Genomic DNA, 12,768 nt, shown 5'->3' with positions numbered 1-12,768 from the left:
CTTGGCGGACGGCCATACCGGTATCCGGGGGTTAGGGCAGGGTCTTGCCCGGATAGGTCTGCTGGAAGCGCTCGAGGATGGCGTCGCCGTTCTTGACCAGCGTGTCGAGGCCTTCCTGGACGCTGACCTTGTTGGCGAAGATCGCCTGCATCTGGGTGCCGAACTCGGCGCGGATCTGGGTGAAATTGCCCAGGCGGATGCCGCGGGTGATTTCGGTCGGCTCGGACGCGGTCAGGCTGGCGATCGCGACTTCACGACCCTTGTAGGGCGCCTTGTCGTAGAAGCCCTGAGACTTCAGGTAGTCGAAGCCCGACTTGGTCACCGGGATGTAGCCGGTGTTGGTGGACCAGAACAAGGCGGTCTTGGGGTCGTGGATGAAGTTCAGGAACGCGGCCGCGCCCTTGTATTCGGCATCCGACTTGCCGGAGAGCACCCACAGCGAAGCGCCGCCGACGAGCGAATTCTTGCGCTCGGTGCCGGCATAGACCGGCAGTTCGGCGACATCCCAGTTCATGCCTTCCTTCTGCGTGCGGCCAACGGTGCCGTGGTCGCCGACCGAGGTCAGGATGACCTGGCAGGTGCCGGTGGCGAAGGACTGCACCATATCCTGGCCGAGGTCCTTGGACTTGATCTTGATCAGGCCGGCGTCATACCACTTCTTCAGATCGGTGACGTACTGGACGAACTTGGTCTTGTTGACTTCCAGACGGGCGTCGAGACCGTCATAGCCATTGTTCTTGGTGGCGATCGGCTGGTTGTGCAGCGCCGAGAACTGCTCCATCAGCTGCCAGCTTTCATTGGCCGAGATGTTGATCGCCATCGGGCACTCATAGCCGGCGTCCTTCAGAGCTTTCAGGTCGGCGGCGACATCTTCCCAGGTCTTCGGCGCTTCGGTCTTGCCGATCTTGGCGAAAGCGTCCTTGTTCCAGTACATCAGCGGGGTCGAGGAATTGAACGGGAACGAGAGCATCTCGCCCTTCGACGTCGCGTAGTAGCGGGCGATGCCGGGAAAATAGTCGGCGTAGTCGATCTTGTAGCCGTTTTCTTCCATCAGCTTGTCGGCGGGCTTGTAGGCGCCCGACAGCATCATGGTGGCGGTGCCGACGTCATAGACCTGGACGATGGCGGGCTGCTTGCCGGCGCGGAAGGCGGCGATGGTGTTCTGCAGCGTGGCGTCGTAATTGCCCTGGCTGGTGCAGACGACTTCATAGTCGGCTTGCGATGCGTTGAAGTTCTTGCACAGCGTATCGACGACGCGGGCGAGATCGCCCGACAGGCCGAACCAGAAATCGAATTTAACCGGCTCCGCGGCAGCCGGCTGCGCCAGCGCAATGCTGAAGGCCCCGGCGGCAAGGGCCGCAAGGCCCTGCTTGAAGATCGACATGGATTTTATCCTCTTGAGTGGCTGATGACATCAGGCTTTGCGCAAGTCCCTTGCCGCTCTCATAGAGAAGGTATGTGACAGTTCTGTTGTGCCCTTCCGGGCCTGTGGACAGCCGGTCTCTCCTCCTCGACGGCCACGCCGGCATGAAACCGTCACATCGGCGCTCTAGGTAGCTAGGGCGCCTCGGAATGGCGTAAAGACCCGGCGGAAAGAATGATTATCCGGCTAATGTATCCTGCCGGATGACGGGTCAGATGACGGGCCCGAAGACGGGACGTGAGTGGAGAAATGAATGCTGGTCCGGCAATTGACCCATGTGCCCGCCGCCGACCGCCAGGCGATGCGTGAAGGCCCGCGCGACAGCGTCACTCATCTGCGTCATGCAGCCGCCACTCCCGCGCTTGGCCAGATCGAGGTCGGCGGCACGGTGCCATCGGCAAGTGCCGACGAGAGCCTGTAACAAGAAAAGATCGCCGCAAGGTACAACCGGAAAAACCCGCTGTAGTTGTAGTGCCCATAACCGATTCTTCAAGCGCCCCGTACTAATCAAGTCGATGGCTGATTGCTGCGGGAGAGCAGGTGGGGCGAGATGCTGACGGTCTATAATTGCATCGTGCACGAGCACGATCTGAGACTGGTCGCACTAGCAGCCCTTATTTGCGGTATTTCTTCCTTCTCCGCGGTCAATCTGCTTCGCCATGTCGACCGCTCAAGCGAGCGCAACCGCTATACCTGGCTGATGATATCAGCCACTTCCACCGGCTTCGGTATCTGGGCGACGCATTTCATCGCCATGCTTGCCTTTTCTCCGGGAATCCCCAACGCGTACAATGCGGAAATGTCGGCGCTTTCGCTCGCCGGTTCCGTCGCCCTGACCGCCGCCGGCATGTGGATTGCCACTTTGCGCCGGGGCACCGACTACGCCCTGGTCGGCGGCGCGGTCCTCGGCGCCGGCATCGCCGCCATGCACTATATCGGCATGGCCGCTTTCGAGGTCGAAGGGCGCATCGTCTGGAACCCGCTGCTGGTCGCCGTCTCGCTGCTGGCAGGCGTCAGCCTCGCCGCACTGGCGCTGCTGGTCGTGCTGCGGCGCCCGTCGATGCAGGCGACCATTGGCGCCGCCATCCTGCTGACGCTGGCGATCTGCACCCTGCACTTCATCGCCATGGGCGCGGTGTCGATCTTCCCGGACTCCTCCATCGAGATATCGCAGTTCACGGTCGAACCGGTGTCGCAGGCCTTCGCCGTCGCTGCAGTCAGCCTGGCTATCCTGGTGCTTTCAGCAGCGGCGCTGTGGATCGACCTGCGCTTCCGCCGTCACAAGCTCGAGGCCGAGCGCATGCACGGCCTCGCCAACGCCGCCGTCGAGGGCCTGATCGTCTGCGACGGCGCTCGCATCGTCAGCGCCAATGACAGCATCGCCGCGCTGACCGGCATGGCGCCGGAAGTATTGAACGCGATGCTGCTCGGCGACCTCTTCGGCGAACGCATCGCGGCCGGCTTATCCGACTGCAGCGGACAGGCACTTGAAGCAGAGCTCAGAGCCCATGACGGCACCGCCATCCCCGTCGAACTGATCGCCAGGAGCATCGACTATTGCGGCAAGCCGCACAACGTCGTCGCCGTGCGCGACATCCGCGAACGCAAAAAGGCCGAGCAGGAGATCCTGCGCCTCGCCCATTTCGACCCGCTGACCGGACTCCCCAACCGCCGCAGTTTCTCCGGCCGGCTCGAGGCCGAAATTTCCGCAATGGGCCGCGGCGGCAAGCGCGAGCATCTTGCGTTGCTGCTGCTCGACCTCGACCGCTTCAAGGAAGTGAACGACCTGTTCGGGCACGGCGCCGGCGATGCCATGCTGCAGAAGGTGGCGCTATGCGCCTCCGGCGTGCTCCGCCATGGGCAGATGCTGGCGCGTCTCGGCGGCGACGAGTTCGCCATCATTGTCCCTAACCTTCCCGATCCACAGGCGGCCGGCCGTATTGCCGAGCAGGTGCTGGCAGCGATGCGCGAGGAAAACCGGCAGTCGGTCGGGGGCGGCCTGGTGTCGGCCAGCATCGGCATTGCGCTTTATCCGCTCGACGCCGACGAGCCGACAGCCCTGGTCAGCCACGCCGACACCGCGCTCTATCGCGCCAAGGCCGAAGGCAAGGACACCTACCGTTACTTCGAGGCCTCGATGGGCGCCGAGGCGCGCGATCGGCGCGTGATGGAGCACGAACTGCGCCAGGCCATAGCGCGCAATGAGTTTCGCCTCGTCTACCAGCCGCAGAAGGAGATCAGCAGCGGGCGGATGCTCGGGTTCGAAGCGCTCATCCGCTGGCGCCATCCCCAGCGCGGCGACGTGTCGCCGGTGACCTTCATCCCGGTGGCCGAAGACAGCGGCGTCATCATCCAGATCGGCGAATGGGTGCTGGCGACCGCCTGCGCCGAGGCTGCGCGCTGGAAGAACCCTCTGACCGTCGCTGTCAATGTCTCGGCGGTGCAGCTCCACAACCCGAATTTCAGCCGCAACGTGCATGAAGTCCTGCTCCGTTCCGGCCTTTCGCCCGGCAGGCTCGAACTCGAGATCACCGAAACAGCGCTGGTCAAGGACATGCCCCGTGCGCTCGCCACCTTGCGGCAGGTCAAGGCGCTGGGCGTGCGTGTGGCGATGGACGATTTCGGCACCGGCTACTCGTCGCTGTCCAACCTTCGCGCCTTCCCCTTCGACAAGATCAAGATCGACGGCTCGTTCATCAAATCGGTCGACAGCAACGGCCAGGTGGCGGCCATCGTGCGCGCCGTGCTGGGGCTTGGCCGTGGTCTCGGCCTGCCGGTTCTGGCCGAGGGCGTCGAGACGCTGGGCGAACTGAAATTCCTCGACGCGGAGGCCTGCGAGATTGGCCAGGGCTATTATATTGGCCGGCCGAGCCCGATCGAGGCGTTCAGTGAACTGACCGGCGTCACTGCACCGCCAGCTGAGGACGACGCCACGATAAAACCGCTCGGCGGCAGCATTCTGATGCTCGAACCGGCAGCCGCTCTTCGCTCGGCCTAGAGCAATTTCAGGAAAAGTGTGAAACGGTTTTCCGTCCGAAATTGCGTCAAAACAAAAAGTTAGAGCGGGTAGCCGTTTCCGCGAAACGGTGAACCGCTCTAAGGCGCAAGCGCGGCCTCGACGAGCCGCTTGGCATCCGGCCCCGACCATTCGGCCGGGCCGTTCATATGCGCGACCAGGCAGCCTTCGCCGTCGATCAGCATGGTGACGGGAAGCCCGAGCGCCAGCCCGCGCGTCTTGACGTCGTTGAACAGCGCCAGCGTCGAATCCCGATAGAAGCCGAGCTTCTCGATGCCGATGTCGCCAAGGAACTTCTTCGGCTTCGCATCGTCGCCGGCATCGACATTGACCGCGATCACCTCGAAGGCATTGCTGCCCTTTTCCTTCTGCAGCGCGTCGAGCGCCGGCATTTCGGCACGGCAGGGCGCGCACCATGTCGCCCACAGATTGAGCAGCACCGTCTTGCCGGCATGGTCGGCGATCGTCATCGGCTTGCCGTCGGGACCGTTGAAGGCGAGACTTTTCAGCGATTGCGGCGGATCGGCCGGCAACAGAGCGGCAACCTGGCCCGTGGCCGCGGCGGCGACCTTTTTGGCGCGGTCACTCTTGGCGGCGCAGGCGACATCATCCTTGCTGGCGCCGGCTGCAGCTTGCGCTGGCGCGCTGGCGGAGGCTGCGTTGTTGCCAGAACCGCTCTCGCTGACATATACCGCGACCGCGCCGGCCAGCACGCCTGCCACCAAGGCGGCGAGGATCAGGCGCGGGGCCGGGAAGTATCTATTGCCGTCTGCCATTTTCTAAACTGCTCCGGAGCACGGGTTATAGCGATGAGCGACAAGAAGGCCAGCAACCAGATGTGGGGCGGACGTTTTGCCTCGGGTCCGGCCGCAATCATGGAAGCGATCAACGCGTCGATCTCGTTCGACCGCAAACTTTATGCGCAGGACATAAGAGGTTCGATCGCTCACAGCGAAATGTTGGCGCAAACGGGCATTATTTCGACGGCCGATCAAGAAAAAATCGCTCACGGGCTGAACACGATCCTGAAAGAGATCGAGGCCGACACGTTCGAATTCTCGACCCGGCTGGAAGACATCCACATGAATGTCGAGGCCCGTCTCGCCGATCTGATCGGGCCGGCCGCCGGCCGCCTGCACACAGCCCGCTCGCGCAATGACCAGGTCGCGGTCGATCTCCGGCTCTGGGTCAAGGATGAATGTTTCCGCGTCGCCGAAGCTCTGAAGGGTCTGATATCAGCCTTTCTTGAGCGGGCCGAGGAACATGCGGCGACCGTCATGCCGGGCTTCACCCACATGCAGGCAGCGCAGCCCGTGACCTTCGGCCACCACTGCATGGCCTATGTCGAGATGTTTGCGCGTGATCTGTCGCGCGTCCGCGACGCCATCGAGCGGATGGACGAAAGCCCACTCGGTGCGGCAGCCCTAGCCGGCACCAGCTTCCCGATCGACCGCCACCAGACCGCCAAAGCGCTCGGCTTCCGCGAACCGATGCGCAATTCGCTGGACAGCGTTTCAGACCGCGATTTCGCGCTGGAGTTTTTGAGCCTGGCAGCGATCTGCGCCACCCATCTGTCGCGGCTCGCCGAAGAGATCATCATCTGGTCGACGCCGCAATTCGGCTTCGTCAGGCTGTCGGACAGCTTCTCCACCGGCTCCTCGATCATGCCGCAGAAGAAGAATCCGGACGCCGCCGAACTGGTGCGCGGCAAGACCGGCCGCGTCACCGGCCACCTTGTCGGCCTGCTGACCGTGATGAAGGGCATGCCGCTGACCTATGGCAAGGACATGCAGGAAGACAAGGAATCGGTCTTCGATGCCGCAGAGACGCTCGACCTGATGCTGGCGGCGATGACCGGCATGGTGCGCGACATGACGGTGAACGCCGCCGCCATGAAAAAAGCCGCCGGATCGGGCCACGCTACCGCGACCGACCTCGCCGACTGGCTGGTGCGCACGCTGGGCCTGCCCTTCCGCGAGGCGCATCATGTGACAGGTCGCGCGGTGGCACTGGCCGAAGAGAAGAAGGTCAGCCTGGAGAAGCTTTCGCTGGAGGACCTGCAGTCGATCAATCCCGGCATCACATCGGATATCTTCTCGGTGCTTGCCGTGCAGAATTCTGTGAAGAGCCGCACCAGCTTCGGCGGCACCGCGCCATCGGAAGTGCGCAAGCAGATCCGCGCCTGGAAAAAGCGCATCGCCAAGGCGTAATGCCGAATATTGCGCAGCAATATCCGGGGTGCAATGCACCGAAAACTCGGCTAAAAGCGGCAGCACGTGAAAAGTTTCGGACGGATGGATCGATGACCGCTAGCAGGATTTTGGTGACGGTGACGCTGCTGACGGCCATGGTTGCCGTGACCGCCTGCGGCCGTAAGGCCGGTCTCGACACGCCCTATGAAGCGGCCGTCCAGGCGCGCAAGGACGCCGCGCGGGCCAAGCAGCCGGTGCCGCCGGAGCCGGAAAAACCGGTCGTGGACAAGAAGTTCATCCTCGACCCGCTGCTCTAGAGCCAATGAGACCGGCTTAGCCTTTCTAAATCAGGTCTCGTGCTCCAACTTCCGGAAACACTCTCGTGAACCATTTCGATTACCGCGACGGCGTACTCCATGCCGAGGACGTGGCGATACCAGACATCGCCGCAAGCGTCGGCACGCCGTTCTATTGTTATTCGACGGCCACGCTGACCCGGCATTTCCGCGTCTTTGCCGATGCCTTCGCCGGGCTCGACACGCTGGTCTGCTACGCCTTGAAGGCGAATTCCAACCAGGCGGTACTGCGCACGCTGGCAAAGCTGGGCGCCGGCGCCGACACCGTCTCGGAAGGCGAAATGCGCCGCGCGCTCGCCGCCGGCATCCCCGCCAACAAGATCGTGTTTTCCGGTGTCGGCAAGACCGCGCGCGAAATGGATTTCGCGCTCGAGGCCGGCATTCTCTGCTTCAACGTCGAATCCGAACCGGAGCTGGAATTGCTGTCGGCCCGCGCCACGGCGCTCGGCAAGGTGGCGCCGGTCTCGCTGCGCATCAACCCGGATGTCGACGCCAAAACCCATCGGAAGATCTCCACCGGCAAGGCCGAGAACAAGTTCGGCATCCCCTGGCAAAGGGCGCGCCAGGTCTATGCCCGCGCTGCCGGCTTGCCGGGCATCAAGCCGATCGGCATCGACACCCATATCGGCAGCCAGATCACCGAGTTGCAGCCCTTTGACGACGCTTTTGCGCTTCTGGCTGAACTGGTCGGCGCGCTCCGCGCCGATGGCCACGCCGTCGAGCATGTCGATGTCGGCGGCGGCCTCGGCATCCCCTACCGCACCGACAACAGCCCACCGCCTCTGCCCGATGCCTATGCCGAGATTGTCAGAAAGCAGCTCACAAAGCTTGGGGTGAAGGTGATGTTCGAGCCGGGCCGGCTGATCGTCGGCAATGCCGGCATCCTGGTCTCGGAAGTGATCTTCGTGAAGGAAGGCGACGCCAAGAATTTCCTCGTCGTCGACGCCGCCATGAACGATCTGATCCGGCCGACGCTCTACGATGCCTTCCACGACATCAAGCCGGTGGTGCAGCCGCCGGCCGACACGCCGCGCATGGCGGTCGATGTCGTCGGCCCGGTCTGCGAGACCGGCGACTATCTCGGCCTCGACCGCGACCTGCCGCGGCTGAAGTCTGGTGACCTGATTGCCGTGTCGACGGCCGGCGCTTATGGCGCGGTGCAGTCCGGCACCTACAACACCCGCCTTCTTGTGCCCGAGGTTCTGGTCGACGGTGACCGTTTCCATGTCGTGCGCCGGCGCCAGACCTATGACGAGCTGATTGGCCTGGACTCGGTGCCCGACTGGCTTGCATAGAAGTCGCCGCGCCGGCTGCGCCTATAGCCGGTTCTGGATGAGCACCCTTGTGTCGGCGATCTTGTTCTCGTCGCGGCGGTAGAACGTCCATTGCTTGATACGCTTGGGGCGCAGCAGGCCGGCCTGGGTAAGCACGCGCATATGTTCGGAGAGCGTCGCCTGCGTAATGCCGAGCTTCTCCGCGATCAGCAGCGCGCAAACGCCGTCCTCGACCAGATCACCGTCTGCCTGGGCCGGGAAATGCGCCTGCGGATCCTTCAGCCAGTCGAGGATCTGCAGCCTGCGTTCGTTGGCGATCGCCTTGAAGACATCAACCTCTTGCATTTAGCCATTTTGCCAAGTTACTAATTGCTGTCAATCCCAAGGAGATCGTCATGACGAACGGCAACACCGTCACGCGCGAACGCATCGCGGCGATGGAACCGCGCATCCGCCCCTATGTCAGACACACGCCGGTGCTGCGCGTCGACATGGCCGATTTCGACCGGCCGCCGCTGGCGGTCGACCTCAAACTCGAATGCCTGCAGCATTCCGGCTCGTTCAAAGCGCGCGGCGCGTTCACCAATCTGCTGGAACGGCCGGTGCCCGAGGTAGGCGTCGTCGCGGCGTCAGGCGGCAATCATGGCGCCGCGGTCGCCTATGCGGCCATGCGGCTCGGCCACAAGGCAACGATCTTCGTCCCCGAAGTCAGCCCGCCGGCCAAGCTGCAGCGCATTCGCGGCTACGGCGCCGAACTGGTCGTCGGCGGCGCCCGGTATGCCGAGGCGCTGGCCGCCAGCGAGGCTTTTGCGCAAAAGTCCGGCGCGCTGCAGATCCACGCCTTCAACCAGGAAGAGACGCTGGTCGGCCAGGGCACGCTCGGCCTCGAAATCGAGCAAGACCTGCCTGAGATCGACACGCTTCTGGTTGCCGTCGGCGGTGGCGGCCTGATCGGCGGCATCGCCGCCTGGTTTGCCGGCCGCATCAGGATCATCGCCATCGAACCCGAGGGCGCGCCGACATTGCATCGCGCCTTCGAGGCCGGCCACCCCGTCGATGCGCCCGCCGAAGGCGTCGCCGCCGACTCGCTGGCGCCCAAGCGCGTCGGCGAAATGATGTTCCCGATCGCCGAGGCCTTTGTCGAGCGCTCCATCCTGGTCACCGACGAGGCCATCATCGCCGCGCAGAAGGCGCTGTGGGAGCGGGTGCGGATCATCGCCGAGCCGGGCGGCGCCGCGGCCTTCGCAGCCCTTTTGTCCGGCCGCTACACGCCGGCGCCGGGCGAACGGATTGCCGTGCTGGTGTGCGGCTCGAACACCGATCCGGCGAAATTCTGAACCTTGCTTTGACTGAATTGCTGGTGGAAACCCGCCAAAGCTCTTCAAGTTTTCCCGAACCGCCTCGCCTTTGCCGTGTTTGCTGGTAAACTTCGGTTCGTTGAGTCTGGGCTATCCCGCCCGGGCAGGAAGGGCCGATGACGGAAAGCCCCATTTCCAGCAGCGATCGCAGCCTGGCCGGGCGGCTCGCCCTGAGCCGGCTTGCGACACGCCTCTCGATAACGGTCGAGCGCGGCTGGCCGCTGCTTCTGCCGCTGCTCATCGTCGCCAGCCTGTTCCTCAGCCTCTCCTGGCTCGGTCTCTTTCCTCGCCTGCCTGACGCTGCGCGCATTGTTCTGGTCGCGGTGTTCGGCATTGCCACGCTCGCGGCGCTCTATCCGCTGCGTTTCTTCAAGCTTCCGTCCGCCGCCGAAGTCGACCGCCGCATCGAGGCGGCCAACCAGTTGCAGCACAGCCCGGTGCTGGTGCAGACCGACCGTCCAAGCGGCAAGGAAAGCATCTTTTCCCAGGCGCTGTGGCGCGAACATCAAAAGCGCATGGCCGACAAGCTCGGCAACCTCAGTGCTGATGTGCCGCGTACCCGCGTGCCGGAACGCGACCCGTGGGGATTGCGCGCCATCGCGGCGCTGCTTTTGGTCACCGCTTTTGCCTTTTCCTTCGGGCCGTCGGGCGGCAGGCTCTCCGATGGTTTCCGTGCCCATGCAGCGCGCGACATCGTGCCGCCGCGCATCGATGCCTGGGTGACCCCGCCGGCCTATACCGGCAAGCCGCCCATCTTCCTCACCACGCCAGTGCTCGATAACAACGCCAAGCAGGCGGCAGCCACCTTCACCGTGCCGCAGGGCAGCGACGTCTCGCTGCGCGTCACCGGCGGCTCCGGCGAGGAAACGCTCAGCTTCGCCGACAAGGGTGGCAATGCCCGCGCCATCGACCCGACGGGTCCGCAGGCAGCAGCGGTCAAGGCAGCGGCGGTCAACCCGGCGACGCCCAAGTTGCGCCAGTTCACCGGCAAGCTGACGGCCGACGGCACGCTGACGCTGAAATCAGGCGAAGCCGATCTCGGCCAATGGGCCTTCGCGGTGATCCCCGACAAGCCGCCGACGATCCGCTTCGTCGGCGAGCCCAAGCGCGCCGTCAACGGCGCCTTCGAGCTCAACTACCAGATCGACGACGACTATGGCGCGGCCACCGCCAATGCGGTTTTCGCGCTGGCCGATCCGGCGGCGCCCGGTGCGCACCCGCTCTACGGTCCGCCTGACATGCCATTGGCGCTGCCGCGCCGCGGCGGCAAGGCGAACGCCGCCAAGACCACCAAGGATCTCACCGAACACGTCTGGGCCGGCGCCAGCGTCAAGCTGTCGCTTGTCGCCACCGACGATGCCGGACACACCGCGACCAGTGAAACCAAGACCATCTTGATGCCCGAGCGGCCCTTCGCCAACCCGCTGGCGCGGGCGGTGATCGAGCAGCGCCGCCTGCTGGCGCTCGATGCCAACGCCAACCCGCGCGTGCTCGACCTGATGGACGCGATCACGCTTCGGCCCGAAGACACGTTCGACAACATGTCGCATTACCTCGCCATCATGAGCGCTCGCAGCCGACTAAAGATGTCCGACAGCGACGACCAGTTGCGCAACGAGGTTGCCTATCTCTGGGAAATCGCGCTCGGCATCGAGGAAGGCAATCTCTCCGCGGCCGAAAAGCGCCTGCGCCAGGCGCAGCAGGCGCTGCAGGACGCCATCAAGCGTGGCGCCAGCGACGAAGAGATCGAAAAGGCGATGAAGGAACTGCGCGAGGCGATGAACGAATTCCTGCAGGAATTCGCCGAGCGCGCCAAGCAGAACCCGAACGCGCCGCAGATGCAGCAGAACGGCCGCGAGCTGCGCCAGAGCGACATCGACCGCATGATGGACCAGATCGAGAACCTGGCGAAATCAGGCGACCGCGACAAGGCTCAGGAGCTGCTGTCGCAACTGGAAAACATGATGAACAACCTGCAGGCCGGCCGTCAGCAGCAAGGCGGCGAGCAGGACAGCGAGATGCGCCAGCAGATGGACAAGCTGGGCGAAATCATGCGCCGCCAGCAGGAGATGATGAACGACACCTACCGCATGGACCAGATGCAGCGCGGCCAGGGCCAGCAGCAGCAGGATGGCGACGAGCAGCTCGGCGGACAGGATCAGGAAAAACCCAGCCCCGGTGACGATCGCGATCCACTTGCACGTAAAAAGCCGATGACGGCGCAGGAATTCGCCGAGGCGATGAAGCAGCTGCAGGAAGGTCAGGGCCAACTGCAAAGCGAGCTCGACAAGCTGAAGAAGGGCCTGGAGGGCATGGGCATGCAGCCCAATGAAGGATTTGGTGAGGCCGGCAAATCCATGGGCAATGCCGAAAAGTCGCTTGGCGAAGGCGAAGGCGACCAGGCCGTCGGCCATCAGGGTCGCGCGCTGGAAGCGCTGCGCAAAGGCGCCAAGGAGATGATGAAGCAGCTGCAGGCGATGCAGGGCGACCAGGGCGGCAGCCAGGAAGGCGGCCGCCAGCAGGATGCCGACCGCGATCCGCTGGGCCGGCCGCGCGCCAGCCGTGGACCTGATTTCGGCGATTCGGTGAAGGTGCCCGACGAGATCGACGTGCAGCGCGCCCGCCAGATCCTCGAAGCGATCCGCAAGCGGCTCGGCAACGCGCTCAGCCCCGACATCGAGCGCAGCTATCTCGAGCGGTTGCTCGAACTGAAGTAGCGTCTGCCGGGGAAATCCGATCCAGCGGAAATGGTGACGCCATGCCCAAACTCGGGACTGTTACGCCCATCTTGCGCATCTTCGACATCGCCAAGGCGCGCGAATTCTATCTCGACTTCCTCGGCTTCAAGGTCGAGTTCGAGCACCGCTTCGACGACAATGCGCCGCTCTATATGGGCGTAATCCGCGACGGCTGCGTGCTGCATCTCAGCGAACACCACGGTGACGGCGCGCCGGGCGTGGCGGTGCGCATCGAGGTCGAGGATATAGCGGCGCTGCATCGCGAACTGATCGGCAAGAAATACCGCTTCGCCCGGCCGGGTCTCGAAACCACGCCCTGGCAAAGCCGCGAAGTATCGGTCGCGGACCCCTTCGGCAACCGCCTGCATTTCTACGAGGATGCGGCAGGCTAGGCATGCAGCAAACAACTGC

At 64.1% G+C, this 12,768-nt stretch carries 11 protein-coding genes; 8 read left to right on the top strand and 3 right to left on the bottom strand.

The genetic code is table 11. The features are described 5' to 3' along the window. Positions 1–31: 31 nt before the first annotated feature. A complete protein-coding gene (locus AC1DZ8_RS08820) occupies positions 32–1,384 on the bottom strand; it encodes an extracellular solute-binding protein (protein WP_477305654.1) in 1,353 nt (450 codons plus the stop codon). A 292-nt stretch (positions 1,385–1,676) separates the two neighbouring features. Between AC1DZ8_RS08820 and AC1DZ8_RS08815 the strand changes: the two genes are divergently transcribed. After that, positions 1,677–1,844 (top strand): hypothetical protein, encoded by a 168-nt coding sequence (locus AC1DZ8_RS08815; protein ID WP_477305656.1) that lies wholly within the window; start codon positions 1,677–1,679, stop codon positions 1,842–1,844. A 129-nt stretch (positions 1,845–1,973) separates the two neighbouring features. Further along, positions 1,974–4,421 (top strand): bifunctional diguanylate cyclase/phosphodiesterase, encoded by a 2,448-nt coding sequence (locus AC1DZ8_RS08810; protein WP_477305658.1) that lies wholly within the window; start codon positions 1,974–1,976, stop codon positions 4,419–4,421. A gap of 98 nt (positions 4,422–4,519) precedes the next feature. Here the strand turns inward: AC1DZ8_RS08810 and tlpA are convergent, their stop codons facing one another. Further along, positions 4,520–5,215, bottom strand: a complete 696-nt coding sequence (tlpA, locus tag AC1DZ8_RS08805) for a thiol:disulfide interchange protein TlpA (protein ID WP_477305660.1) — start codon at positions 5,213–5,215, stop codon at positions 4,520–4,522. A 33-nt stretch (positions 5,216–5,248) separates the two neighbouring features. On the opposite strand from tlpA, the gene argH reads away from it, so the two are divergent. From argH to lysA, 3 genes are all read left to right on the top strand, one after another. Continuing rightward, positions 5,249–6,649, top strand: coding sequence for an argininosuccinate lyase (gene argH / locus AC1DZ8_RS08800; RefSeq protein ID WP_477305662.1), 1,401 nt, complete (start codon positions 5,249–5,251; stop codon positions 6,647–6,649). A gap of 92 nt (positions 6,650–6,741) precedes the next feature. Then, a complete protein-coding gene (locus tag AC1DZ8_RS08795; RefSeq protein ID WP_477305664.1) occupies positions 6,742–6,948 on the top strand; it encodes a hypothetical protein in 207 nt (68 codons plus the stop codon). Between the two features lie 65 nt (positions 6,949–7,013). Continuing rightward, a complete protein-coding gene (gene lysA / locus AC1DZ8_RS08790) occupies positions 7,014–8,282 on the top strand; it encodes a diaminopimelate decarboxylase (protein WP_477305666.1) in 1,269 nt (422 codons plus the stop codon). A gap of 21 nt (positions 8,283–8,303) precedes the next feature. Here the strand turns inward: lysA and AC1DZ8_RS08785 are convergent, their stop codons facing one another. Beyond that, entirely contained in the window at positions 8,304–8,606 is a 303-nt protein-coding gene (locus tag AC1DZ8_RS08785; RefSeq protein WP_477305668.1) for an ArsR/SmtB family transcription factor, read from the bottom strand. Between the two features lie 50 nt (positions 8,607–8,656). Between AC1DZ8_RS08785 and AC1DZ8_RS08780 the strand changes: the two genes are divergently transcribed. The 3 genes from AC1DZ8_RS08780 to AC1DZ8_RS08770 all read left to right on the top strand — a co-directional run bounded on the left by AC1DZ8_RS08780 (position 8,657) and on the right by AC1DZ8_RS08770 (position 12,749). Next, a complete protein-coding gene (locus AC1DZ8_RS08780; protein WP_477305670.1) occupies positions 8,657–9,598 on the top strand; it encodes a threonine/serine dehydratase in 942 nt (313 codons plus the stop codon). 137 nt (positions 9,599–9,735) lie between these two features. Further along, a complete protein-coding gene (locus tag AC1DZ8_RS08775) occupies positions 9,736–12,336 on the top strand; it encodes a TIGR02302 family protein (RefSeq protein WP_477400707.1) in 2,601 nt (866 codons plus the stop codon). A gap of 41 nt (positions 12,337–12,377) precedes the next feature. Then, positions 12,378–12,749: a glyoxalase superfamily protein gene (locus AC1DZ8_RS08770; protein ID WP_477305674.1), complete on the top strand. Its 372-nt coding sequence runs from the start codon at positions 12,378–12,380 to the stop codon at positions 12,747–12,749. The last annotated feature ends 19 nt before the right edge of the window (positions 12,750–12,768 follow it).

The sequence above is a fragment of the Mesorhizobium sp. P2_F7 genome (genome assembly GCF_056403695.1).
This window is presented reverse-complemented; position numbering and strand designations above follow the sequence as displayed.